Source organism: Rhizobium sp. SVR5-2C (genome assembly GCF_056755115.1).
In genome coordinates this window covers 39041-62282 of record NZ_JBNDHT010000023.1, presented here as the reverse complement: position 1 = coordinate 62282, position 23242 = coordinate 39041, and the positions used below count along the sequence as shown (strand labels likewise).

Below are 23242 nucleotides of genomic sequence, written 5' to 3'. Positions count from 1 at the left end.
TTTCTTTTTTTCCGACGTCGCGGCCTCCCTCGGAACGGCGTCATTGCATCAGTCCACCCCAATGAACCGCTCTATTATATGCCACGTCAAGGTAGCATCAAAATAGATACCTGCTCGTGCACCGCCCTTTTGCGCTCCGCCGACTTTGAAGATAGCCGACACTCGGCGCTCTAGTTCACGGCCATCGCTGCCTTCACACCGTCCACCACGAACTGCGCTGCAAGGGCTGCAAGAATGACGCCCAGCAGGCGGGTGAGGATCGCCCGACCGGTGACACCGAGAAAGCGGTCGAGCCGATCGGCAACCACAAGCGCGGCAAGCATCAGCAGCAGGTTGGCCGCAATCACGATAAGAAGCTGCGCCCGCTCGACGGAGCTTTGCAGCGAACCGGCAAGCAGGATCGTCGCCGAGATCGCGCCCGGGCCGGCAATAAGGGGGAGCGCCAGCGGAAAGACCGCTATGTTCTGGATGTGATCCTTGGTGATCGCCACTTCGCCAGTCTTCTCCTTGCGGTCCTGCCGCTTTTCAAAGACCATCTCAAAGGAAATCCAGAAGAGCAAAAGCCCCCCGGCAATGCGGAATGCGCCGATCGAAATGCCGAGGACGCCAAGCACGCTTGCGCCGAACAGCGCAAAGACGGCAAGGATGATGAAAGCAATCACGGAGCCGCGCAGCGCCACCTGTTTGCGCTGGCTGCGGCTCATGCCCATGGTCAGCCCCAGGAAGATCGGCGCAAGCCCAGGTGGATCGATCGTGACAAGCAGCGTCGTGAAAGCGTTGATCAGTTGGTCGGCGCTTGCCATAATCTCTCCGGAACACCATATGAGGGATGGGTTTTCGCAATTGTGAAGCGAGGTTTTCCATTTGGCAAATGCCGGGCGACGGCCTGGTCTCGAAAGCCGGGCGAATCGCCTGATTTGCCGCCTTTCCGCCGCAAAAGCCTGTTCAAAACTTCCGCTCAAATTGGCGTGAGACAACCCTTTCCGCTATACATCTTCCAGTGATTCTACAAAGAGATCGTGATCTGTTTTGACTGAACAAGCACCCCCAGGCGGCGGGAAGCTCCCGCCAGGCATCGAGCCCATCTCCATCATGGAGGAAATGCAGCGGTCGTATCTCGATTACGCGATGAGCGTCATCGTCAGCCGCGCGCTGCCGGATGTCCGCGACGGCCTTAAGCCCGTGCACCGGCGCATTCTCTATGGCATGTCCGAGCTCGGCATCGACTGGAACAAGAAATACGTCAAATGCGCCCGCGTCACCGGTGACGTGATGGGTAAATACCATCCGCACGGCAACATGGCGATCTACGATGCGCTGGCGCGCATGGCGCAGCACTGGTCGCTCCGCCTGCCGCTGATCGACGGCCAGGGCAACTTCGGTTCTGTCGACGGCGACCCGCCGGCGGCCGAGCGTTACACGGAATGCCGCCTGCAGAAGGCGGCGCATTCGCTGCTTGATGACCTCGACAAGGAAACGGTCGATTTCCGCGACAACTACGACGGAACGCTCTCCGAGCCCGTCGTGGTGCCCGCGAAGTTTCCGAATCTTCTCGTCAACGGGGCAGGCGGCATTGCCGTCGGCATGGCGACGAACATTCCGCCGCACAACCTGTCCGAAGTCATCAACGCCTGCATTGCGCTGATCGACGATCCGGCGATCGAATTGCCGGAGCTCATGCAGATCATCCCCGGTCCGGACTTTCCGACCGGAGCGAAGATCCTGGGCCGTTCGGGTATCCGCTCGGCTTACGAGACCGGCCGCGGTTCCGTCATCATGCGCGGCGTTGCCGCAATCGAGCCGATGCGCGGCGACCGCGAGCAGATCATCATCACCGAGATCCCGTATCAGGTGAACAAGGCGACGATGATCGAGAAGATGGCCGAACTGGTGCGCGAGAAGCGTATCGAAGGCATCTCCGACCTTCGCGATGAATCCGACCGCCAGGGTTACCGGGTCGTCATCGAGCTGAAGCGCGATGCCAATGCCGAAGTCATTCTGAACCAGCTCTATCGCTACACGCCGCTGCAGACGTCATTCGGCTGCAACATGGTTGCGCTGAACGGCGGCAAGCCGGAGCAGCTCAATCTGCTCGACATGCTGCGCGCTTTCGTTGCCTTCCGCGAAGAAGTCGTTAGCCGGAGAACGAAGTTCCTTCTCCGCAAGGCGCGCGAGCGCGCGCATGTGTTGGTGGGCCTCGCGATTGCGGTCGCCAATATCGATGAGGTGATCCGCGTCATCCGCCAGGCGCCGGATCCGCAGTCCGCCCGCGAAGAGCTGATGACGCGCCGCTGGCCCGCCGAAGACGTCGAGAGCCTGATCCGCCTCATTGACGACCCGCGCCACCGCATCAACGAGGACCTGACCTACAATCTTTCGGAAGAGCAGGCGCGCGCCATCCTCGAGCTGCGTCTTGCCCGCTTGACGGCACTTGGCCGCGATGAAATCGGCGACGAACTCAACAAGATCGGCGACGAAATCAGGGATTACCTCGAAATCCTGTCGTCGCGTGTCCGCATCCAGACCATCGTCAAGGACGAACTGAAGGCGGTGCGCGACGAGTTTGGCACGCCGCGGCGCACTGAGATCATCGATGGCGGTCTGGAGATGGACGATGAGGACCTGATCGCCCGCGAAGACATGGTCGTCACGGTTTCGCACCTCGGTTATATCAAGCGCGTTCCGCTCACTACCTACCGCGCGCAGCGCCGCGGCGGCAAGGGCCGGTCCGGTATGACGACCCGCGACGAGGATTTCGTTAGCCGGCTATTCGTTGTCAACACCCACACGCCGGTTCTCTTCTTCTCCTCGCGCGGCATCGTCTACAAGGAGAAAGTCTGGCGCCTGCCGATCGGCACACCGACCTCGCGCGGCAAGGCCCTGATCAACATGCTGCCGCTGGCACCTGGCGAGCGTATCACCACGATCCTGCCGTTGCCGGAGGACGAGGATAGCTGGGATAGCCTCGACGTCATGTTCTCGACGACGCGCGGCACGGTTCGCCGCAACAAGCTGTCCGACTTCGTTCAAGTCAACCGCAACGGCAAGATTGCGATGAAGCTCGAGGAGGAGGGCGATGAAATCCTCTCCGTCGAGACCTGCACCGTGCATGACGACGTTCTGCTGACAACGGCGCTCGGCCAGTGCATCCGCTTCCCCGTCGATGACGTCCGTGTCTTTGCTGGCCGCAATTCGATCGGTGTGCGCGGCATCAACCTTGGAGAAGGCGACAGCATCATCTCGATGACCATCGTCGGCCATGTCGATGCCGAGCCGTGGGCACGTGCCGCCTACCTGAAGCGTTCGGCGGCCGAACGGCGTGCCACGGGCGTGGATGAAGAAGATATTGCGTTGGTCGGCGAGGAAGTCACCGAAGAGGGACAGTTGCTCGACGACCGTTACGAGGAACTGAAGGCTCGCGAGGAGTTCGTGTTGACGGTCTCCGAGAAGGGCTTCGGCAAGCGTTCCTCGTCCTACGACTTCCGCATCTCCGGCCGCGGCGGCAAGGGGATTCGCGCTACCGACACATCGAAGACGGCCGAAATCGGCGAGTTGGTTGCAGCCTTCCCGGTCAACGACGGCGATCAGATCATGCTTGTCTCGGACGGGGGCCAGTTGATCCGCGTGCCAGTCGGCGGCATTCGCATCGCCAGCCGCGCAACGAAGGGGGTCACGATCTTCTCCACGGCCAAGGATGAGAAGGTCGTCTCTGTCGAGCGCATCACGGAGCCTGAAGATGACGGCGAGGACGTCGCCGAGATCGTCAACGAGACGCCGATCGAGCCGGAGGCGGCGCCGTCGGCAGCGGAAGGCGACGCATCGCCCCCAGCAGAAGAATAACTCAAACCAGAGTGTGGTTTGGAAACCGGGCGGCTTTTGCCGCCCGTTTTTTTATGTGCTGAAGGGTGCGGCGCATGCTCGCAAATTGAAAAAGCCGGACGCTGGGAGTGCGTCCGGCTTTGCTGGTTCACGTTCGCGAGCGAATGCGCTCAAACGGGTTGTCAGAATGCTTTGTGCTTCTCGTTGAATGCCTTCGCATCTTCACTCTCACGGCGAAGCGCCGAGATGGTCGACGCCACAGACACGATGAACATGCCGCTGATGAGAACGGTAAGAGCAGTCAAGATCGTGAACATGGCAGTTCCTTCCGAAGTAGCGTTCGCTCCTCAGTACTGGCTGATCATCGCCGTGCGGGTCGATGCATAGGGGCCATATACCTTGGATGTATCAGTTTGCTGATCGTAGAGTGCGATAGTGGCAGTAAGCATTCCCGTGATCATTGCCATCCAGAATACATTGATGATGGTAATCTTATCGGGCATTTTTTCTTCCCTCGTACCGCGTATCTTCTACGCTTCGGTTAATGAACGTGTCCGTCTGATAATAGTTCCAGCGGATGTTGACCGGTCGTTTACCAAGCAAGGTCTGAAGCCATCTTGAATGCCTCATTCATCTGGCGTTCAGATTCGCTGCCTGGCTCAACGCATTCTGCCGAGTTTCCGCATGATGACATGGTGCTCCCTCACTTCGGCGCGCACCCAGCCCGCCGCGCGACGGTCCTGCATATACGCCCAGGCCACCTCTGCAAGCAGGGAGAGAACGACGGCGAGGGCAACGATCAAAATCAGCATGTCATCATCTTTCGAGTAACGCCCGGCTTGGCGTTGATGTTTCCGATTGTGCAGGTTGCATCTGAAACGGCGTTGAACACTGCATTCATCCGGCGTTCAGCCCGGCTGCAAATGACTTGCGGGACGCGGGTATCCATGACAAAAGGCCTCGAACGAAACGGTCGGGTCCTATGACGACAGCTTTTTACCCGGGGTCCTTCGACCCGATCACCAACGGACATCTGGATGTGCTCGTCCAGGCGCTGAACGTTGCAGAACGAGTTGTCGTTGCAATCGGCATCCATCCCGGCAAGGCGCCGCTTTTTTCCTTCGAGGAGAAGGCGGAGCTGATCCGCAACTCCGTTGCCGAGGCCTTGCCGCAGCGGAGCGGCAGCATCTCGGTCGTTTCCTTCGACAACCTGGTCGTGGATGCGGCACGGGCGCATGGCGCGACGCTGCTCATTCGCGGCCTTCGCGATGGTACCGACCTCGACTATGAAATGCAGATGGCGGGCATGAACCGTCAGATGGCACCGGACGTCCAAACCATCTTTCTACCGGCAGGCACAGCCTCGCGGCCTATAACCGCCACATTGGTGCGTCAAATCGCGGCCATGGGCGGCGATGTCAGTGCCTTCGTGCCGGCTGCCGTTTTGAAAGCCCTTCAATCCAAGCGCAAATCTTGAGGCGTTTTCCGCCGCAACGGAGCTCATATGAAACTCTTTTCTATCGCATTTGCCGGCGTGCTTTGCCTCGCGTCCTTCGTGGGTAGCGCTTTTGCCCAGTCGGCCGATCACACTTTGACGATCCAGCTCAAGGATGGCCCGGTCGTGATCCAGCTCCTGCCCGATGTCGCTCCCAAGCACGTCGCCCAGATCGAAGCGCTGGCGAAAAAGGGTGCCTATGACAACGTCGCCTTTCACCGTGTGATCGACGGCTTCATGGCGCAGACCGGCGACGTGCAGTATGGCAACATGGCCAAGGGTTACGAGCCGAGCCTGGCAGGCACCGGCGGCTCTGATATGCCGGACATTCCGGCGGAGTTCTCCAAGACGCCGTTCGTACGCGGCACGGTCGGCATGGCGCGTGCCCAGGATCCTAATTCAGCAAATTCGCAATTCTTCATCATGTTCGCTGACGGTTCGTTCCTGAACGGCCAGTACACGGTCGTCGGAAAGGTCGTCTCCGGCATGGAGAATGTCGACAAGATCAAGCGCGGGGAAGGCCAGAACGGCGAAGTCAAGGATCCCGATCGCATGGTCAAAGTCACGGTCGGCAAGTAATTCCAAGAAAACGAGGAGAGTAAGAATGGCCGAAATCAAAGATCCGGAAAACACCGTCATCCTGGAAACCACCAAGGGTAAGGTGGTCATTCAGCTTCTGCCGCAGGTGGCACCGGAACACGTGGCGCGCATCAAGGAGCTTTCCCGCGAGAACGCTTACGACGGCGTGGTCTTTCACCGCGTGATTGCCGATTTCATGGCGCAGACCGGCGACGTGCAATATGGCAAGAAGGGCGGCGAGAACTTCAACCCGAACCGCGCTGGCATGGGCGGCTCGTCGAAGCCGGACCTCAAGGCTGAATTCTCGGCAACGTCGCACGTCCGCGGCACTTGCTCCATGGCCCGGTCGCAGAATCCGAACTCGGCAAACAGCCAGTTCTTCATCTGCTTCACCGATGCGCCGTGGTTGAACAAGCAGTATTCCGTCTGGGGTCAGGTCATCGAAGGCATGGACGTCGTCGACGCGATCAAGAAGGGCGAACCGGTCAGTGATCCGGATTCCATCGTCTCCATGCGGGTTGCCGCCGACGTCTGATTGTGATTTCTGCTGAAACCCGCCCTTGCGTGAAAAACGCGGGCGGGTTTCGCTTTGCCTGGAAGTGCCTGATGCGCGTTGACCTTTTCGATTTCGAACTGCCGGATGAACGGATCGCCCTACGGCCGGCCGAGCCGCGCGACAGCGCGCGCCTGCTCGTCGTCGATCCGCATGCCGAAACCATGTTCAGCGACCATATTGTCAGTCAGCTTCCCTCATTCCTGCGGGCAGGGGATGCGCTTGTCTTCAACGATACGAAGGTCATTCCCGCCCAGCTCGAGGGCATTCGTTATCGCGAAGGCGCGCCCGGCCAGCAGGTCTCGACGACGTTGCATATGCGCATCGGCACCAGCCGCTGGAAGGCCTTTGCCAAGCCCGGCAAGCGCATCAAGATCGGCGACCGCATCGCCTTCGGCCACAGCGGCGAAAGCTGCTTTCTCGGCCAGCTCGATGCGACCGTCGAGGAGAAGGGCGAGGGGGGTGAGGTTACCCTTGCCTTCGATCTGTCCGGGCCGGCGCTAGACGAGGCGATCGCCGCCGTCGGCCATATTCCGCTACCGCCCTATATCGCTGCAAAGCGCCCGGAAGACGAACGCGACCGCACCGATTACCAGACGATCTACGCCCGCGACGAGGGTGCCGTCGCAGCCCCCACCGCCGGCCTGCATTTCACGCCCCGGCTCTTCGAAGCGCTGGATAAGGTTGGGATCGAACGTCATTTCGTGACACTGCATGTCGGCGCTGGCACCTTCCTGCCGGTCAAGGCCGATGACACTGACGATCACAAAATGCATCTCGAAAGCGGCTATGTCAGCGCCGAAACAGCCGCAAAGCTCAACGCCGTCAAGGCGAGGGGCGGACGCATCGTCTGCGTCGGCACGACCTCACTGCGGCTGATCGAAAGTGCGGCCGGGGATGATGGTGAAATCAAAGCCTGGGCTGGCGCCACCGGCATCTTCATCACACCCGGCTACCGCTTCAAGGCGGTCGATATCCTGATGACCAATTTTCATCTGCCGCGTTCGACGCTCTTCATGCTGGTTTCCGCCTTCGCGGGTTTCGAGACCATGCAGGCAGCCTATAAACACGCCATTTCGACAGGCTACCGCTTCTACTCCTATGGCGACGCGAGCCTTCTTTTCCGGAAAGACCAATGACCGAGAATTTCCAGTTCACGCTCAACAAGACAGATACCGGTGCGCGCCTCGGCGAAATTTCCATGCCGCGCGGCACGATCCAGACCCCGGCATTCATGCCGGTCGGCACCGTCGGCACGGTCAAGGCGATGTATCTCGATCAGGTTCGCGAGACCGGTGCCGACATCATCCTCGGCAATACCTATCATCTGATGCTGCGCCCGACGGCGGAACGCGTCGCGCGCCTTGGCGGACTACACAAGCTAATCCGCTGGGAACATCCGATCCTGACGGACTCCGGTGGTTTCCAGGTCATGTCTCTCGCGGGGCTGCGCAAGCTCGACGAGCAGGGCGTCACCTTCAAGTCGCATGTCGACGGCAGCCTGCACCATATGTCGCCGGAGCGATCGATCGAGATCCAGGGCCTGCTCGGCTCCGACATTCAGATGCAGCTTGACGAATGCGTGGCGCTTCCAGCCGAGCCGCGTGAAATCGAGCGCGCCATGGAGTTGTCATTGCGTTGGGCCGAACGCTGCAAGGACGCCTTCGGCAAGCAGCCGGGCAAGGCGATGTTTGGCATCGTGCAGGGCGGCGACATTCCGGCACTTCGCATCCGCTCGGCCGAAGCGCTGACCCAGCTTGACCTCAAGGGCTACGCGATCGGCGGCCTCGCGGTTGGCGAGCCGCAGGACGTCATGCTGAAGATGCTCGAGGAAACGCTGCCTGTGCTGCCGGGCGAGAAGCCGCGTTACCTGATGGGCGTCGGCACACCGGACGATATCCTGAAATCGGTCGCCCGCGGCATCGACATGTTCGACTGCGTCATGCCGACCCGTTCCGGCCGCCATGGCCTGGCCTTCACCCGTCGCGGCAAGGTCAATATCCGCAACGCCCGCCACGCCGAGGATATGCGTCCGCTGGACGAACAATCGAACTGCCCGGCGTCACGAGACTATTCGCGGGCCTATCTGCACCATCTCGTTCGCGCCAACGAAGCGCTCGGCGGCATGCTCTTGTCCTGGCACAATCTTGCTTACTATCAGGAACTGATGCAGGGCATCCGCAAGGCGATCGCAGAAGGCCGCTTCGCCGACTTCATGGCGGAAACGCAGGAAGAATGGGCGAGGGGTGATCTCGAGCCAGCCTGAGGCTCAGATACCTTTGCTGTCTGTATTCGGCATGATCTGCACGCCGTTGATCTTGTAGCTGCCGTCAGGCTGCCGCGTCATCTGGTAGATCGCCGTCCAGTCCTTGCCGTCGCGGCCCGATATCAGCACCTCATGATAGATCGTCGCCCCACCGGCGATCGACCTGCTGCGGCCGAAGGCATAGTTGCCGGGATGATAGACCGGCTCGTAGCTCTTCTTCACCATAGCAAAGAAGGTAGTCTTGTCCGGATACATCGCCTTGATGCCAGGCGCTGCAAAGGAGTAGGCGGTATCGGCATCGTCCTTCAGGAAGGCCGTGATCTGATCCTCGATGACATGCCGCGTCGTTTCGAGCGGATCTTCGGCTCGCGCAGGCATGGAAGCGATGGCGAATGCGGCACACAGAAGAAGCACTGCGGATAAAGCGCGCATGGATTAAACTCCGGCCATATAGAGCGGAGTGTAGGGCATTTGCAGGAATTGGAAAGTAGCGGCAGCCGGTGCTTTTCTCGCCAGCTGCCGCCAGTCGTTGGAGGTTTAGTTCCAGCGCCGGAAGAGGGCGCTCGCATTGACGCCGCCGAAGCCGAAGCCGTTGCTGATCGCGTATTCCCCGGCAAGCTTGCGGGCTGTCTTGCCGACGATATCAAGCCCTTCGGCGGCGGGGTCCGCTTCATCGAGATTGCGTGTCGGCGGCACGATCTGGTCGCGCAGCGCAAGGATCGTGAATATCGCCTCGAGCCCACCGGCTGCGCCCAGCAGATGGCCGGTCGCGGATTTCGTGGCGCTGATCGCAATCTCGCCATTGCGGCCGAAGACCGTGCCGATGGCCGCCATCTCCCCGCGGTCGCCGACAGGTGTGGAGGTCGCGTGTGCGTTGAGATGCTTGATCTCCGACGGCGCTATCCCGGCCTGCCGAATTGCCGCCTCCATTGCGCGGCGCGCCCCGTCGCCGTCCTCCGGGCCTGCCGTCATGTGGTATGCGTCAGCCGCCGTGCCGTAGCCGACAAGCTCGGCGAGCGGCATTGCGCCGCGGGCGAGGGCGTGTTGCAGGGTCTCGATGACGAGGATGCCGGCCCCTTCGCCCATCACGAAGCCGTCACGGGCGGTATCGAACGGGCGCGACGCAAGTTCCGGCCTGTCGTTGAAGCCGGTCGATAGCGCCCGTGCCGCGGCGAAGCCGCCAAGGCTGACCTTGTCGATGCAGGCCTCGGCACCGCCGCAGATCGCCACATCGGCTTCGCCCGATCGTATCAGCCGGGCGGCGTCTCCGATCGCCTGAACGCTCGCGGCGCAGGCGGTCACGGGCGCGCCGAGCGGGCCCTTGAAGCCGTAACGGATGCTGACCTGACCGGCTGCGAGATTGACCAGGAACGAGGGGACGATGAACGGCGACAGCCGCCGAACGCCGCGCGTTTCGGCAGCGCGGACCGCATCGGTGATCGCCGGAAAGCCGCCGACGCCCGAGGCGATGATGGTTGCCGTACGCTCACGCGAGACCGTATCCTGCGGCATCCATCCGGCCTGGCGGACGGCTTCTTCCGTCGCGCCCATCGCGAACTGGATGAAGCGGTCCATCTTCTTCTGATCCTTGGGCGGAATGTAGCGGTCCGGCTCGAATCCGGCTTCGGCGTCCTCCGCCGCAGGCGGCACCACGCCGCCAACCTTGGCCGGCAGGTCGCCGACGATATCGTCGGGCAGAACCCGCAGCCCCGAACCGCCGGCAAGCAGCCGCTGCCAGGCGGTTTCAACACCCGTGCCAAGCGGCGACACCAGTCCCATGCCGGTCACGACGATCCGATCCATGCTCTCTTTCCTTCTTAGGCATCAATGCCGAGATACCAGGCCTTGACGCGCGCAATGCGTTCGCGGTCGCTTTCCTCGGCCGCCGGGCCGGGAAGCAGGCAGGTATTTTTGGGGGTAAGTTCTTCGCCGGTCTCGGCGTCGACGAGTTTGGTGTGCCGTTCCGTGCCGGACGCTGCATTGCCAAGGAGAAAGGCAAGGTCGTCTTCAGGCACATGGCGGCGGCCCCATGAAAACAGCGCCATCAGAACCGGGAAGAAATCGCGGCCCTTGTCGGTCAGCACATATTCATGGCGCGCAGGGCGCTCACTGTAGAGCCGCTTCTCGAAGATGCGTTCCTCAACCAGATGCGCCAGCCGGCGGGTTAGGATGTTCGGTGCAACGCCGAGGCTCTTCTGGAACTCGTCGAAGCGCGTCAGCCCTTGAAACGCATCCCGCAGGATCATGATGCTCCACCAGTCGCCGACGCTCTCGAGAGCGCGCGCCGCCGGGCATTTGAAACTGGCAAAACTTGTCCGTTGCATGATGCAAGTCACTATAGCAGTAACTTGCATCATGCAAGTATCTTCTCAGCTCGCATCGCCGGCAAAAATGCGAGCAAGCAACACGCCCGTGACCAGTATGCCTGCGGCGAGGAAGATCGTGTCGCCGAGCGTTCCGATGTAGAGCGGCCCGATATTGGCAAAGAGCAGAAAGGCGATGAGGAAGTTCAGCCAGCCCCAGATGACATTGGTTTCGGGCGAACTGAGGCTGGAGCTGCTCATGCGCACGAACGGCGTTCGAAACGGCCGGCCGCTGACCCCGGCGACGAAATGCGGAATACCGTTCGTCATGAACGCGGCGGCGATGAAGTGAACGATGTAAGCGATCCAGGGCAAGAGAACCTCCGATGTGGGTGTCTGCCGGTTGTAGATTGACGAAGCTTCGTCGAAGGCAAGGGCGGTCGTTTGTTGGCGATATCAAGATCACATAAGATAGATTATGGAACTAAAAGCCTAGGCTTGTACCAGAGGCAGCTGTGCCAGAAGCTTTTGGGTTTGCAGAGCATCCCACGAAATATACTCGGTGATCGCCAGCCCCACGATATCACAGGCTTCGCCCACGTCTTGCAGGAGCCGGACAACATGCGCAGGCTCGAGACGGCCGCGCGGAACACCTGCCAGAAAGCTGTCTTCCTGCTCCGGCTTGTTGAACAGGATCGGTCTGAAGCTGCGTGGGCTGATGGCGTCCACATCGAGATGCACTGCCATGTGAGTAATGCCTTCAGCTTTGATCCAATCCAGGATCCGCGCCGAACCATAGGCCAGCTCTTTCGAACTTGTCCGCCGGAGGCCCAGCCTGCTTAGCACCTCGTTTTCGGCCGGAGACCATTCATCCAGCCCGGCATACATGACCTTGGCGAGCTGGATCGGGCTATCGACCTCACGCACGAAATCCGCGTCACCCTCGCCAAGCAGCATGCCAAGCACTTGGGCGTGACCGTGATGGAAGTCTTTCAGCGTCTGAACGTCAGCGTGTGCATCGATCCAGAGAACGCCGACCTTCCCGCCGTATCGCTTGTTCAGATAGGCGATGGGCGCGAGATCAACCAGACAGTCGCCGCCTATGGTCAGCACCTTATCGGGCTGATGCTTCTCGATTGCCGCGCGGGCGGCGCGGGCCTGCTCCAGCAGGGCATTTTTGGCGAGAATGCCATCCTCGATTTTAAGGGCGGCTAGATCGTGCGGTGCAGGCACCGGCACGGTTTCACTTGGACCTTCCGTCGGAGGAAGCAGCCACGAAAGTAGTTGAGAGCTTAAGTGATACTCCGCCAGATTGCCGCCCTGCCATTGGGGCATATGAAGCCGAAGCGTTGTGACCAACGTCATTCCTCCCAATTCTGATAGGCGCATTATGGAACAAATGTCATGCCCATCATTCCGTCCCTCTATCGGTTTTGGCCGGAAACAGATTGGCTAAGTCGATTGGGAACGGAAATACGATCGTGGAACTGTTCTCGCCGGCGATGACATTCAGCGTGCTCAAATAGCGTAGCTGCATGGCCTGTGGTTGCCGGGCCAGAATTTCGGCAGCTTCCAGCAGCTTGGCCGCCGCCTGCTGCTCGCCTTCGGCATTGATGACTTTGGCGCGCCGCTCGCGCTCGGCTTCCGCCTGGCGGGCGATGGCGCGGATCATGGATTCGTTGATGTCGACATGCTTGATCTCGACATTGGCGACCTTGATGCCCCAGGCGTCGGTCTGCGTGTCGAGGATTTCCTGGATGTCATGGTTGAGCTTGTCCCGTTCTGCCAGCATCTCGTCGAGATCGTGCTTTCCGAGGACTGAGCGCAGCGTCGTCTGGGCGAGCTGGCTTGTGGCCATCATGAAATCCGCGACCTGGATGGTTGCCTTTTCCGGATCGATGACACGGAAATAAATCACGGCGCTGACGCGAACCGAGACGTTGTCGTGCGAGATGACATCCTGGCTGGGGACATCGAGAACACGCGTGCGAAGGTCGACTCGTACCATTTGCTGCGCATACGGAATGAGCAGAAACAGCCCGGGTCCCTTGATGCCGGTGAAGCGGCCAAGGGTGAAAACCACACCGCGCTCGTATTCCCGCAGGATCTTGATCGCGGCGGCGACAATGATGAGAAGTACGACAATGATGACGAGATAAAAGGCCAGATCTGCGAACATGCTCATGACTTTTCCTCCAAAGCCGGCTGCGGACCGGGTTTGACCTCGAGCGTCAGCCCGTTGCGGCCTGTGACCTTGACCCAGTCGCCGCCGACCAGCGGCTCGACGGAGACCGCTTTCCAGCGCTCGCCATGCACGATCACGTAACCGCTTGTGCTCGTCCAACTGTCAACCTTGGCTGGAAGGCCGATCATCTGCTCCGCGCCGGTGACGACCGCTCGCCAGCGCGAGGTCAAGGCGAGACGCGCGACGACAAGACTGAAGCCCAGGCTAGCGATGCCGATCCCGCCTAACATGGGCCAGGAGACCGACAGGCCTGGTATATCGACGTCGAACAACATGGCAGCGCCCAATACCAAGGCGAGCCCGCCGATGCCGCCGAGAATGCCGAACGAGGGCGAGTGCGCCTCCGCAACCGTCAGGCCCGCACCGAGGACGAGCAACCCTACCCCGGCATAGCTGACCGGCAGCAAAGCCAGCGCATAAAACCCGAGCAGCAGGCTGATACCGCCGACCGTTCCGGGAACGAGTGTGCCCGGCGTCAGAAATTCGAGGATCAGGCCGTAGATGCCGATCATCATCAAGATCAGCGCGATATTCGGATCGGTGATCACTGAAAGAAAGCGGGTACGCCAATCCGGCTCGAGCTCCTCGATGGCAAGGCCAGCAGTGTCCAGCCGGACATCCGTCTGAGCTGTCCGGACGACACGCCCATTTGCCTGTGCCAGGAGATCGGTGATGCTGTCGGCCGTAAAATCGATGACGCTTTCGCGCGCAGCCGCAGGCGACGAAAGGCTTGCAGCTTCGCGAACCGCGCGCTCGGCCCAGTCGGCATTGCGGTGACGGAGTTCCGCCAGCCCACGGATATAGGCCACCGCATCGTTGATCGCCTTCGCCTCGCCCGCGTCGCGCGGCGCCGGAGGCGCCTTGCCGTCTTTCTCGTTTGTGTCGCTCGGGCTACGGGGGGCGTTATCGGGTGGCGGCCCGCCGAGCGAGATTGGTGTCGCCGCGCCGAGATTGGTCCCCGGCGCCATTGCCGCGATATGGCTGGCGTAAAGAATATATGTTCCGGCGCTGGCGGCGCGCGCCCCGCTGGGCGCCACGAACCCTGCGACCGGCACGGACGAGGCAAGGATCGCGCGGATGATGTCTCTCATCGACGTGTCGAGGCCCCCCGGCGTGTCCATCTGCAGGATGATCAGGCTGGCGTTGCGGTCGTTGGCCCGTTGAATGCCGCGTTTGACATAGTCGGCGACCGCCGGGCCGATCGCGCCGTTTATTCTCAGGAGCACGGCCACGCGTTCCGCTTCGGCTGCCGGGTAGCCCGGTAAAATGAACGCTGTCAGCAGACCGAATACGAGCGCGAGGATTGGCGACACCGGCCGCCAAAGCGCGGAACGCAAGGCCATCGTTCGACAAGCACTCATACCGGGAAATATATGTCGAAACTGCCAAACGGTAAGGTAGTGCAATTGGGGGAGGTCGCCGAGCGGCATGAGCGGCATCCGATGCGCCCTCGCCCCGCGACACGGCGGTCGCTAACCCTCTAGGAATCGCTAAGTTCGTCCAGTTCGATCTCGAACTGCATCTGATCGTACGCCGGTACGACGTTCTCCGGCGTCTCGGTCATCACCGTGTCGTAGTCCAGCGGCGTGTGCATATGAGTCAGGATGGCCCGCTTCGGCTTCAGCCGCCCGATCCAGTCAAGCGATTGCTCCACGGACAGATGGCTCGGGTGATAGCGGTATTGCAGGGCATCGATGACAAGGACGTCGAGATCGTCAAGCTTTGCGACCGTTTCGGGCGGAAAGTCGCTGATATCACTGCAATAAGCGACCGCGCCGATCCTGAAGCCGAGCGAATGGATATCGCCGTGCTGCTGCAGATGCGGCTTGAACGAAATCGCCCCACCGGCGCCTGTGATTGAAATCGGCTTATTGATGTCTTCGATCAGGATCGGTTCGACGATTGGCGGATAATTGCTGTCGGGCGGCGTTTCGATGCAGTAGCTGAAGCCCTGGCGAATGCGTTCCATCGTGAACGGATTGGCATAGATCGGCACGCGCTGCTGAGCGTTGTGAAAGAAGCCGCGCAGATCGTCGATCCCGTGGATGTGATCGGCATGCGGATGCGTATAGAGCACGGCATCGACGTGCTGCACCTTGGCGGCGATCATCTGCTCGCGGAAATCCGGTCCGGTATCGATGACGACGGTCGTGACGCCGCCATTGTCGTCGTATTGCTGCACGAGGAAGGCTGCACGCGTGCGCCGGTTCTTCGGGTTGGCTGGATCGCAGGCACCCCAATCGCCGGTAATGCGTGGCACGCCAGGCGACGACGCGCAGCCGAGAATGGTGAAGCGCCGCCGGTATCCCACGCGCTAGACCCTCGGCATTTTCGAGAAGAGCCGGAACGCGTTCTCGGTCGTAATACGCGCAATGTCGGCATAGCTGAGATCGAGTGTCTCAGCGAGTACCTCGGCCGTATTCACGACATAGGATGGCTCATTGCGCTTGCCGCGCCAGCGCTTCGGCGCAAGGTAAGGCGCATCGGTTTCGATCAGCAGACGGTCATGCGGGATCGTCTTTGCGATCGCCCGAAGCTCCTCGGATTTAGGGAAGGTGAGGATGCCGGAGAAGGAAATGTAACCGCCGAGTTTGACACCGGTACGGGCAAGCTCCGGACCGGCGGAGAAGCAATGGAGAATGAAGGGGAAGGCCCCCTTCCCTGTTTCCTCAGTCAGGATCGCCGCCATATCCTCGTCGGCGCTGCGGCTATGGATCACCAGCGGCAGCTGCGTTTCCCGCGCGGCAGCAATATGCCGGCGAAAGCCGGTTTGCTGGTCTTCCGGTTTCTGCGTGTCATAAAAATAATCGAGCCCAGCCTCGCCGATTGCGACAACTTTTTCGTGGGCGTTGGCGAGGCGTACGAGATCCTCGGTCTGAATGTCGAGCTCCTCGTCCGCATTGTTCGGATGCGTCCCGACGGAGCAAAAGACCGAGGGATACTTTTCCGTAATCGCAAGCAGCGTTTCGAGCTTTCGCACGCGTGTCGAGATCGTCACCATCTGCTTCACGCCGGCCTGGTGCGCGCGCGAGATGATATCGTCGCGCTCTTCCTCGAAGTCGGCGAAATCCAGATGGCAATGCGTGTCGATCAGCATGGCAGACCCCTAAGCTTCCGGCGCCACATAGCGCGGGAACACAGGCTTCGGTGCTTCCAGCGGGGTCCCCGGTACGAGACGCCCGGCTTCGCCCAATGCGGCGAAATCGCGCTTTTCCGCAGGCGCAGCAACGAGGTCGAGTAGCTTGCCCGACGATTCCGGCATGAACGGCTGCAGCAGGATTGCAATCTGGCGCACGACCTCTGCCGTAACGTAAAGCACGGTGCCCATACGCGCCGGATCGGTCTTCTTCAGCGCCCAAGGCTCCTGACCGGCGAAATAGCGGTCGGTTTCCGAAACCACCGCGATGATCGATGCCAGCGCCCTGTGAATCAGCTGCTTGTCCATGTCCTCGCGGGTCGAAGCGAGCAGCGCATCGGCTTGCGCCAGCATCGCCTTATCCTCGTCGGTGAGCGGTCCGCATTCCGGTATCTGGCCGTCGCAGTTCTTGACGATCATCGAGAGAGAGCGGCTTGCGAGATTGCCGATACCGTTCGCAAGATCGGAATTGATACGCGTGCCGATCGCCTCTTCGCTGTAGCTGCCGTCCTGGCCGAAGGACACCTCGCGCAGGAAGAAATAGCGTACCTGATCGAGACCGAAATGGTTCACCAGATTGACCGGGTCGACGACGTTGCCGACCGACTTCGACATCTTCTCGCCCTTGTTGAGCAGGAAGCCATGCGCAAAAACCCGCTTCGGCAGTGGCAGCTTCGCCGACATCAGGAAAGCCGGCCAGTAGACAGCATGGAAGCGGATGATGTCCTTGCCGATCACATGGATGTTGGCCGGCCAGTATTTCCCCCTCAGGCCTTTCGGATCATCCAGATAGCCAGTCGCGGTAATGTAATTCGTCAGCGCGTCGACCCACACATACATGACATGCGACGGATCGTTCGGCACCTTGATGCCCCAGTCGAACGTGGTTCTTGAAATCGAGAGGTCCTTCAATCCCGATTTGACGAAAGAGATCACCTCGTTGCGCCGCTCGGCGGGGCCGATGAAATCGGGGTTCTCCTCATAGTGCTTGAGGAGCTTGTCCTGATATTCGGAAAGCTTGAAGAAATAGCTTTCCTCCTGCACCCATTCGACCGGCGTGCCTTGCGGTCCGTAGCGTACCCCGTCGGCGCGGAGCTCCGTCTCGTTTTCCTGGTAGTAGGCTTCGTCGCGCACGGAATACCAGCCGGCGTAGGAATCCTTGTAGATGTCGCCGTTCTCCGCCATCCGGTTCCAGATCTCTCTGGAAGCCTCGTGATGACGCTCTTCGGTGGTCCGGATGAAGTCGTCGTTCGAGGCGTTCAGCAGCTTGGCCATCGCCTGGAACTCACCGGAGTTGCGGTCCGCGAGCTCCTGAGCCGTGATGCCCTCCGCCCGCGCCGTCTGCTGCATCTTCTGGCCGTGTTCGTCGGTGCCCGTCAGAAAGAAGACATCGCGTCCATCGAGGCGCTGAAAGCGCGCCAAGGCGTCCGTCGCGATCAACTCGTAGGCATGGCCGATATGCGGCTTGCCGTTCGGGTAGGAAATCGCGGTCGTAATGTAGAAGGGCTTCTTGTCTGTCATGGCGGCCATCGTGTCCGGCTTACTCTCTAAAAATGTCAGCCGCTCTTAGCGCATGTCAGGAAGAAGAGAAACACTAAGTTTCGAAAGCGCCTGCGATTCGCCGGTTCGGCGAGGCTGTGAGCTTGACTCACTTTGTGCCGCATTCTACGCGTTGCGACACTGAAGAACGAGGCGCAGTCGACGTGAGATTTCCAACAGCGCATTACAGCAGTCTCTCGGTCTACCAGAGGTCCGCTGCTTGACGTTTCTCGAAAGTTTTCAGCCTCTCTATTCGCTCTCGGGCTTTGTTGTCGGCGCGCTTGTCGGCATCACCGGTGTGGGTGGCGGATCACTGATGACCCCCCTGCTCGTTCTGCTTTTTGGCGTTCATCCCGCAACCGCGGTCGGCACGGACCTGCTCTACGCGGCCATCACCAAGACGGCAGGTACTGCCGTTCATGGCATGCATGGCCGCGTCAACTGGCGCGTTGTCGGCTCGCTGGGGGCAGGCAGCGTTCCGGCAGCGATTCTGATGCTCTGGCTGATGGCCGGTGTCGACCGCAAGAGCCTCGAAGTCACCCAGACAGTGACTGTGGCACTGGGCTGGCTGCTTGTCATGACGGCGGTGTTGCTGATCTTCCGTCCGCAGGTTCTCGCCTTCGCTCGCCGCACCATCGGCGAGCGTGCGCCGCCGCGCCCAGCGACGATTGCCGCCCTCACCGTCGTTCTCGGACTGGCGCTCGGCGTTCTCGTCACGCTGACATCGGTCGGCGCCGGTGCGCTCGGGGTAACGATCCTGCTGATCCTCTATCCCAAGCTCGACGTCCGCGAAATCGTCGGCTCCGATATCGTTCATGCGGTACCGCTGACCTTGATCGGCGGTGTAGGATATTGGTTCATCGGAGAGGTCGACTGGCTGATGCTGCTGGCACTGTTGATCGGCTCCATTCCCGGCATCATTGCTGGCAGCCTCGTGGCGCCGAAGCTGCACGAACGCACCATCCGTATGGTCCTGGCGGTCACGCTGGCGATCGTCGCCTGGAAATTGCTTGCCGGCTGATCAAGGCCCCGGCTGCTTGATATCGCCGAGAATGCTGAGGATCGTCTGTTTGCGGTCGAGGTTGTAGGCGTCGGAAACGGCAAGCCGCTCATTGATGTCGGACTGGAGTCGCGCCAGCCGCTCTGCGGAGGAAAGCTCGCCTGCCCGCGCCGCATTTCGCGCTCGGTTCATCAGGTCATCCGCGATATGGCTCACGAAAAATTCGAAGATGGTGTCGCCGTCCTTGCCGGAGAGCGCGTCCGCCAAACGATGCATCGCTTTGCGGGCCGCCGGACCCTGAGCAGACAGCACTTCGTTATAGGCGGCGATGATTTCGCCTCCGCCGTAGTTCAGAAGCTTCAATGCTTCACCAACGCTGCCCTTCGCCATCGAAAGCACCGCTGCATCGCCGGCTGGCGTGCCAAGATTGGCGAGGGCCGCGCCCAATGCTCTGTCGTCGAGTGGCGCAAGCTTGAGCGGCAAGCACCGCGACCGGATCGTAGGCAGAAGCTTGCCCGGCGCGTGCGACAACACGAGAAAGAGCGCCCGTTTTGGCGGCTCCTCGAGGATTTTCAGGATGGCGTTTGCCGCATTGCGGTTCATGTCGTCTGCCGGATCGATGATTACGATGCGCCAGTTGCCCGTTCCTGATGTTTGCGAGAAGAAGCGGCCGGCCCGCCGCACCTCGTCCACCGTTATCGCCGACTTCACCTTGCCGGTCTTTTCGTCCACAGGACGTGAAAGATAGAGGAGGTTATGCGACGCCTCCGAGGCAATCTGGCGGCTGACAGCAGACGCAGGATCGGGATCTCCGACCACCTCCGGCGCTGTTGCCGGATCGGGATTCGACAGAACGTAATTCGCGAAGCGGAATGCGAGCGTCGCCTTGCCAATTCCCTCCGGCCCCTCGATCAGGACCGCATGGTGGCCTTTGCCCGACCGATAGGATTGGGAAAGAAAGGCCTGCGCTTCGTCATGCCCGAAGAGTTTTGTATTTTCGGCTGGCGAGATTGCGCCCTCCAGAAGCCCCGGCCGCTCGTCACTCATTCGCAGCTTCCGGCATTCTCTCGGTGAGTACAGGCGCGAGACGGTTATCGACGATCGCGAGAATCTCTGCGGCTATAGCCTCTTCGCTCTGCGTGGCGTCGATGACGTGGCACCGCTCTGGTTCACGGGCGGCGATATCGAGATAGGCTTCCCGGCGCTTTTCGTGTGTCTCAAGTTCTTCCTTCTCGAACCGATCCGGCCCATCCGCCGTTGCCGCACTGCGCTTTTTGGCGCGCTCCAAGCCGAGCCGTGCCGGAATGTCGAGGATCAACGTGCAGTTCGGCACGACCCCGTCGACAGCGATCCGCTGCAGCGTCTCGATGAAATCCGCCTCGAGATTGCCTGTGACGCCCTGGTAGACACGCGATGAATCCATGAACCGGTCGCAAAGGACGATCTTGCCTTGACGAAGTGCAGGGCGAATGACCTCCTCGACGTGATCGTTGCGGGCTGCGGCAAAGAGAATGGCTTCCATGCGCGTGCCGAAAGCTTCGGCCGCCCCCGATAGCAGGACGTGGCGCACGGCTTCGGCGCCGGGTGAGCCGCCGGGCTCCCGCGTCAGCAGAACGTCGAGCCCCCGCGCCCTCAACGCCTCTGCAAGGCGGCGGATCTGCGTGGATTTTCCCGCACCCTCCCCGCCCTCAAACGTAACGAACAATCCCGTACCGGATGACAATGACTCATTCCCGCATTCTGGCGCCGGCGGCGCGCCGGGCTCTTTTCTTATCTATCGAAAGACAGGGCCAAGCGAAACCGTCCGAGTGACCTCCATGCGTTCTCCGCAATCCGCCATTGGCGGATCAGGTCGGTTCTGCCCTGTCCCAGAGCCAGGAAAATAACAACGATTCACCAAGCTCCAGCAGCGCATCGACGGCACGGCTTCTGAGCGATCCCACCCCGACGCTCTGCGCTGTGTAAAGCGGTACCTCGCGCAACACGCGGCCGCCTGCCGCGATGACCAGCGTGCCGGCTTCCGTATCGGCATCAACGGGAGCCGTCAACGGCCACCGGTAGACGATCCGCGCCGACAGCCGCTCAGGGTTGCTCACTGGAATGTAGACGCTGACGGGACCCTTCGCGACGAGATCCACGGTCCGGGCCGTGCCGCCATAGACGCTGGCGGCGCCAATGGCCTCCTTGTCGGCAAAAAGCTGGCGGCTCTCGAAGGCCGTCAGGCCCCATTCCAGAATGCGTTTGGCTTCTTCGGTCCGTTCCTTGTCGGATGGCATGCCACCGAGCGCCAGGAAAAGCCGCTTTCCATCACGCTCCACCGACGCCACGAGCGAATACCCCTCGCCTTCTGCAAAGCCGGTTGCCAATCCGTCGGCGCCAAGCCCCAAGTCAAGCAAGGGGTTGCGGTTACGCTGGAATATCTTGTTCCATTCGAAATCCGGCTGCGCGAAATAATGATAATACTCGGGATAAGACTGCTGCAGATCCGTCGCGAGCGTCACTAGGTCACGCGCGGACACCTTGCTTTTGCCGTCCGGCAGGCCGGTGGAGTTTCCGAAGATCGTTTTTTCCATTCCGAGCGTTTGCGCCCGCCGGGTCATCGCTGCCGCGAAATTACCCTCGGTGCCGCTCATGCCCTCCGCAAGAATGATGCAAGCGTCGTTGGCGCCCTGGATCGCAACGCCCTTGACCAGGTCTTCGACGCGAATGCGCGATTTCAGCGCCGCAAACATCGTAGCCGTCCGCGAGGGTGCACCGCCCGTCCGCCAGGCATATTCAGAAACCGGATAGTCGGTGTCGAGCGTGATCTCGCCGTTCTTCAACGAGCCGAAGACAAGATCCATCGTCATCAGCTTTGCGAGCGAGGCGGGCGAGAAAGTCTGATCCTCGTTCTTTGCAAGCAGCACCGTCCCCGTCGACGCCTCGACCATATAGGCCTGCGCGGCTTTCGTGACAAAACCCGCGGGCGCGGGTTCTGCGGCGTAAGATGGCGAAGCGAAGGATAGAAGGCATGCGCAGAGGCGAAGCAGGCGCTTCAACATCGGAGCTCCATTGGACAGAAGTTTCGACTCCAAACGTTAGAGACAGTGCGCGCCGGGCGCAATCGCTTCCGTTCAGCGTGCGATCTGTTTTGCCTGCTGGCGCTTGTAGGAGGCTCGAATTGAATTCTGCGTCAGCCTGTCATTGCGAACCAGGACGGCGTCGAAGGCAAGTTCGACGGGCACCGTCTTCACAACCTCATCCTGGTAGCCCAAGGCGAGCGAGCCTCCCTGCCCGGCTCCGTAAGGACGCTCATAAGGAATAGGTCCGATTTCCGGCAGCACGACCATCTGCCCGAAAGCCTGCTCGGCACTGGCGAAAGCCGGAGCCTGCCCGGCATTGGCGAAGGCGGGAGCCGGCCTCGGTACCGGCGCTGCATTGTAGGGCGCACTCGGCGTTGCGCCGCCATAGGCCGTTGCGGAGAAAGGCACAGGTACGTTCGACGGATCGACCGTCAATGTCCCAAGGCTCTGGAGCTGGTCGCCGGTGATCTTCTTGCTGTTGGATGCGACCATCACGCCCGTTGCAATCTGGCCTTCCGGATTGACGGCCGGAATGCGGCTGCCCTTCGGTATGTAGGATGCCATCAGGTAAGGCATGTCATGCCCATCCATGCGCGCCTTGCCGACATATTGCACGCGCACCTTACCAGTACCGCTATGCTGCAGGTCGAGCATATCCGCCGTCTTGTTGGAAAGATCGATGATGCGGCCTTCGTGATAGGGGCCACGGTCATTGACGCGAACGATGACCGAGGAGCCGTTTTCGAGGTTCGTCACGCGCGCGTAGCTCGGCAACGGGAAGGTCGGATGCGCGGCGGACAGATGCATCTGATCGTAGACTTCACCATTTGCCGTCAGGCGGCCATGGAAGGCCGAGCCGTACCAGGACGCCACACCGACCTTGCTATAGCTGAAGTCTTCCTTGGGGTAATACCACTTGCCCCTGACCTCATAGGGATTGCCGACCATGTAGCGGCCGCCGCCTTTGGGTATGCTGTTGCCGGTGGCAACACGCGGGCTGGCCTTAACGCCGTATTCCTTTTCGGAGAAATATTCCTTGCCATGGGCCCGCTTCTTCGGCACCTGCGATGTCGTGCCACAAGCCGTGACGGTTGCGCACATAAGCGCCAATCCAAGCCACCGCGTACCCGTTGCGAAAGACGCCGCCCCGTATCTCAGTCTCATATGCCCCACGCCGCTCAAATCATTATGGTGAAGGAGTTGCCCGAAATGGACCAGTCACGCCTATCTCCATCCACCTAACGA

General features: G+C 60.8%; 25 protein-coding genes. 7 read left to right on the top strand and 18 right to left on the bottom strand.

Annotated features, from left to right (window positions below):
- Window positions 1–170: 170 nt before the first annotated feature.
- The gene (locus ACPYOI_RS09415) at window positions 171–803 is read right to left on the bottom strand and encodes a MarC family protein (RefSeq protein WP_168832719.1); all 633 of its coding nucleotides are present in this window, start codon (window positions 801–803) and stop codon (window positions 171–173) included.
- A gap of 226 nt (window positions 804–1029) precedes the next feature.
- Here ACPYOI_RS09415 and gyrA point away from each other — a divergent pair, with 226 nt between their 5' ends.
- Complete coding sequence (gene gyrA / locus ACPYOI_RS09410) at window positions 1030–3840, top strand: DNA gyrase subunit A (RefSeq protein WP_481415232.1); 2811 nt, start codon at window positions 1030–1032, stop codon at window positions 3838–3840.
- Window positions 3841–4001: 161 nt separating this feature from the next.
- Here the strand turns inward: gyrA and ACPYOI_RS09405 are convergent, their stop codons facing one another.
- The 3 genes from ACPYOI_RS09405 to ACPYOI_RS09395 form a co-directional block, all read right to left on the bottom strand.
- Complete coding sequence (locus tag ACPYOI_RS09405; protein WP_281408123.1) at window positions 4002–4136, bottom strand: hypothetical protein; 135 nt, start codon at window positions 4134–4136, stop codon at window positions 4002–4004.
- A 30-nt stretch (window positions 4137–4166) separates the two neighbouring features.
- Window positions 4167–4322: a hypothetical protein gene (locus ACPYOI_RS09400; RefSeq protein WP_168832717.1), complete on the bottom strand. Its 156-nt coding sequence runs from the start codon at window positions 4320–4322 to the stop codon at window positions 4167–4169.
- A 156-nt stretch (window positions 4323–4478) separates the two neighbouring features.
- Entirely contained in the window at window positions 4479–4631 is a 153-nt protein-coding gene (locus ACPYOI_RS09395) for a hypothetical protein (protein WP_246704582.1), read from the bottom strand.
- Window positions 4632–4801: 170 nt separating this feature from the next.
- Between ACPYOI_RS09395 and coaD the strand changes: the two genes are divergently transcribed.
- The 5 genes from coaD to tgt all read left to right on the top strand — a co-directional run bounded on the left by coaD (window position 4802) and on the right by tgt (window position 8712).
- The gene (gene coaD / locus ACPYOI_RS09390; RefSeq protein WP_481415233.1) at window positions 4802–5296 is read left to right on the top strand and encodes a pantetheine-phosphate adenylyltransferase; all 495 of its coding nucleotides are present in this window, start codon (window positions 4802–4804) and stop codon (window positions 5294–5296) included.
- A gap of 27 nt (window positions 5297–5323) precedes the next feature.
- Window positions 5324–5893, top strand: coding sequence for a peptidylprolyl isomerase (locus ACPYOI_RS09385; RefSeq protein ID WP_481415234.1), 570 nt, complete (start codon window positions 5324–5326; stop codon window positions 5891–5893).
- A gap of 25 nt (window positions 5894–5918) precedes the next feature.
- A complete protein-coding gene (locus ACPYOI_RS09380; RefSeq protein WP_168832714.1) occupies window positions 5919–6428 on the top strand; it encodes a peptidylprolyl isomerase in 510 nt (169 codons plus the stop codon).
- Window positions 6429–6499: 71 nt separating this feature from the next.
- Entirely contained in the window at window positions 6500–7585 is a 1086-nt protein-coding gene (gene queA, locus ACPYOI_RS09375) for a tRNA preQ1(34) S-adenosylmethionine ribosyltransferase-isomerase QueA (RefSeq protein ID WP_481415235.1), read from the top strand.
- On the top strand, window positions 7582–8712 hold the full coding sequence (tgt, locus tag ACPYOI_RS09370) for a tRNA guanosine(34) transglycosylase Tgt (RefSeq protein ID WP_481415236.1): 1131 nt from the start codon (window positions 7582–7584) through the stop codon (window positions 8710–8712). Before queA ends, tgt begins: the two co-directional genes overlap by 4 nt.
- A gap of 3 nt (window positions 8713–8715) precedes the next feature.
- Here the strand turns inward: tgt and ACPYOI_RS09365 are convergent, their stop codons facing one another.
- From ACPYOI_RS09365 to metG, 10 genes are all read right to left on the bottom strand, one after another.
- Window positions 8716–9144, bottom strand: a complete 429-nt coding sequence (locus tag ACPYOI_RS09365) for a DUF4864 domain-containing protein (RefSeq protein ID WP_481415237.1) — start codon at window positions 9142–9144, stop codon at window positions 8716–8718.
- Between the two features lie 105 nt (window positions 9145–9249).
- A complete protein-coding gene (gene fabF, locus ACPYOI_RS09360) occupies window positions 9250–10515 on the bottom strand; it encodes a beta-ketoacyl-ACP synthase II (protein ID WP_481422823.1) in 1266 nt (421 codons plus the stop codon).
- 14 nt (window positions 10516–10529) lie between these two features.
- Window positions 10530–11036: a winged helix-turn-helix transcriptional regulator gene (locus tag ACPYOI_RS09355; protein WP_481415239.1), complete on the bottom strand. Its 507-nt coding sequence runs from the start codon at window positions 11034–11036 to the stop codon at window positions 10530–10532.
- A 45-nt stretch (window positions 11037–11081) separates the two neighbouring features.
- The gene (locus ACPYOI_RS09350; RefSeq protein WP_481415240.1) at window positions 11082–11390 is read right to left on the bottom strand and encodes a hypothetical protein; all 309 of its coding nucleotides are present in this window, start codon (window positions 11388–11390) and stop codon (window positions 11082–11084) included.
- Window positions 11391–11507: 117 nt separating this feature from the next.
- Window positions 11508–12380: an arginase family protein gene (locus tag ACPYOI_RS09345; protein ID WP_481415241.1), complete on the bottom strand. Its 873-nt coding sequence runs from the start codon at window positions 12378–12380 to the stop codon at window positions 11508–11510.
- Between the two features lie 46 nt (window positions 12381–12426).
- Window positions 12427–13200, bottom strand: coding sequence for a slipin family protein (locus tag ACPYOI_RS09340; RefSeq protein ID WP_481415242.1), 774 nt, complete (start codon window positions 13198–13200; stop codon window positions 12427–12429).
- On the bottom strand, window positions 13197–14573 hold the full coding sequence (locus ACPYOI_RS09335; protein WP_481422826.1) for an NfeD family protein: 1377 nt from the start codon (window positions 14571–14573) through the stop codon (window positions 13197–13199). Before ACPYOI_RS09335 ends, ACPYOI_RS09340 begins: the two co-directional genes overlap by 4 nt.
- A 167-nt stretch (window positions 14574–14740) precedes the next feature.
- Window positions 14741–15571: an MBL fold metallo-hydrolase gene (locus ACPYOI_RS09330; RefSeq protein WP_481422822.1), complete on the bottom strand. Its 831-nt coding sequence runs from the start codon at window positions 15569–15571 to the stop codon at window positions 14741–14743.
- 3 nt (window positions 15572–15574) lie between these two features.
- Complete coding sequence (locus ACPYOI_RS09325) at window positions 15575–16357, bottom strand: TatD family hydrolase (protein ID WP_481415244.1); 783 nt, start codon at window positions 16355–16357, stop codon at window positions 15575–15577.
- Window positions 16358–16366: 9 nt separating this feature from the next.
- Window positions 16367–17917 carry a methionine--tRNA ligase gene (gene metG, locus ACPYOI_RS09320; RefSeq protein WP_481415245.1) on the bottom strand — a complete coding sequence of 517 codons (1551 nt, stop codon included), beginning with the start codon at window positions 17915–17917 and terminating at the stop codon, window positions 16367–16369.
- Between the two features lie 238 nt (window positions 17918–18155).
- On the opposite strand from metG, the gene ACPYOI_RS09315 reads away from it, so the two are divergent.
- Window positions 18156–18956, top strand: coding sequence for a sulfite exporter TauE/SafE family protein (locus ACPYOI_RS09315; RefSeq protein ID WP_481415246.1), 801 nt, complete (start codon window positions 18156–18158; stop codon window positions 18954–18956).
- On the opposite strand, the gene ACPYOI_RS09310 is transcribed toward ACPYOI_RS09315, so the two are convergent.
- The 4 genes from ACPYOI_RS09310 to ACPYOI_RS09295 form a co-directional block, all read right to left on the bottom strand.
- Window positions 18957–19982, bottom strand: a complete 1026-nt coding sequence (locus ACPYOI_RS09310; RefSeq protein WP_481422821.1) for a DNA polymerase III subunit delta' — start codon at window positions 19980–19982, stop codon at window positions 18957–18959.
- On the bottom strand, window positions 19975–20658 hold the full coding sequence (gene tmk, locus ACPYOI_RS09305; RefSeq protein WP_481415248.1) for a dTMP kinase: 684 nt from the start codon (window positions 20656–20658) through the stop codon (window positions 19975–19977). The genes ACPYOI_RS09310 and tmk overlap by 8 nt, the downstream gene beginning before the upstream one ends.
- Window positions 20659–20782: 124 nt before the next feature.
- Complete coding sequence (locus tag ACPYOI_RS09300) at window positions 20783–21976, bottom strand: D-alanyl-D-alanine carboxypeptidase family protein (RefSeq protein ID WP_481415249.1); 1194 nt, start codon at window positions 21974–21976, stop codon at window positions 20783–20785.
- Window positions 21977–22048: 72 nt separating this feature from the next.
- A complete protein-coding gene (locus tag ACPYOI_RS09295) occupies window positions 22049–23161 on the bottom strand; it encodes a septal ring lytic transglycosylase RlpA family protein (protein WP_481415250.1) in 1113 nt (370 codons plus the stop codon).
- Between the last annotated feature and the right edge of the window lie 81 nt (window positions 23162–23242).

What these genes read in the sequence shown, in the direction of transcription:
- ACPYOI_RS09300 (WP_481415249.1), bottom strand. Translation starts at nt 21,976, where the DNA reads ATGTTGAAGCGCCTGCTTCGCCTCTGCGCATGCCTTCTATCCTTCGCT.
- tgt (WP_481415236.1), top strand. Translation starts at nt 7,582, where the DNA reads ATGACCGAGAATTTCCAGTTCACGCTCAACAAGACAGATACCGGTGCG.
- ACPYOI_RS09385 (WP_481415234.1), top strand. Translation starts at nt 5,324, where the DNA reads ATGAAACTCTTTTCTATCGCATTTGCCGGCGTGCTTTGCCTCGCGTCC.
- fabF (WP_481422823.1), bottom strand. Translation starts at nt 10,515, where the DNA reads ATGGATCGGATCGTCGTGACCGGCATGGGACTGGTGTCGCCGCTTGGC.
- ACPYOI_RS09380 (WP_168832714.1), top strand. Translation starts at nt 5,919, where the DNA reads ATGGCCGAAATCAAAGATCCGGAAAACACCGTCATCCTGGAAACCACC.
- ACPYOI_RS09345 (WP_481415241.1), bottom strand. Translation starts at nt 12,380, where the DNA reads ATGACGTTGGTCACAACGCTTCGGCTTCATATGCCCCAATGGCAGGGC.
- ACPYOI_RS09395 (WP_246704582.1), bottom strand. Translation starts at nt 4,631, where the DNA reads ATGCTGATTTTGATCGTTGCCCTCGCCGTCGTTCTCTCCCTGCTTGCA.
- coaD (WP_481415233.1), top strand. Translation starts at nt 4,802, where the DNA reads ATGACGACAGCTTTTTACCCGGGGTCCTTCGACCCGATCACCAACGGA.
- ACPYOI_RS09415 (WP_168832719.1), bottom strand. Translation starts at nt 803, where the DNA reads ATGGCAAGCGCCGACCAACTGATCAACGCTTTCACGACGCTGCTTGTC.
- queA (WP_481415235.1), top strand. Translation starts at nt 6,500, where the DNA reads ATGCGCGTTGACCTTTTCGATTTCGAACTGCCGGATGAACGGATCGCC.
- ACPYOI_RS09400 (WP_168832717.1), bottom strand. Translation starts at nt 4,322, where the DNA reads ATGCCCGATAAGATTACCATCATCAATGTATTCTGGATGGCAATGATC.
- ACPYOI_RS09310 (WP_481422821.1), bottom strand. Translation starts at nt 19,982, where the DNA reads ATGAGTGACGAGCGGCCGGGGCTTCTGGAGGGCGCAATCTCGCCAGCC.
- ACPYOI_RS09405 (WP_281408123.1), bottom strand. Translation starts at nt 4,136, where the DNA reads ATGTTCACGATCTTGACTGCTCTTACCGTTCTCATCAGCGGCATGTTC.
- ACPYOI_RS09325 (WP_481415244.1), bottom strand. Translation starts at nt 16,357, where the DNA reads ATGCTGATCGACACGCATTGCCATCTGGATTTCGCCGACTTCGAGGAA.
- metG (WP_481415245.1), bottom strand. Translation starts at nt 17,917, where the DNA reads ATGACAGACAAGAAGCCCTTCTACATTACGACCGCGATTTCCTACCCG.
- ACPYOI_RS09365 (WP_481415237.1), bottom strand. Translation starts at nt 9,144, where the DNA reads ATGCGCGCTTTATCCGCAGTGCTTCTTCTGTGTGCCGCATTCGCCATC.
- ACPYOI_RS09355 (WP_481415239.1), bottom strand. Translation starts at nt 11,036, where the DNA reads ATGCAACGGACAAGTTTTGCCAGTTTCAAATGCCCGGCGGCGCGCGCT.
- ACPYOI_RS09340 (WP_481415242.1), bottom strand. Translation starts at nt 13,200, where the DNA reads ATGAGCATGTTCGCAGATCTGGCCTTTTATCTCGTCATCATTGTCGTA.
- ACPYOI_RS09295 (WP_481415250.1), bottom strand. Translation starts at nt 23,161, where the DNA reads ATGAGACTGAGATACGGGGCGGCGTCTTTCGCAACGGGTACGCGGTGG.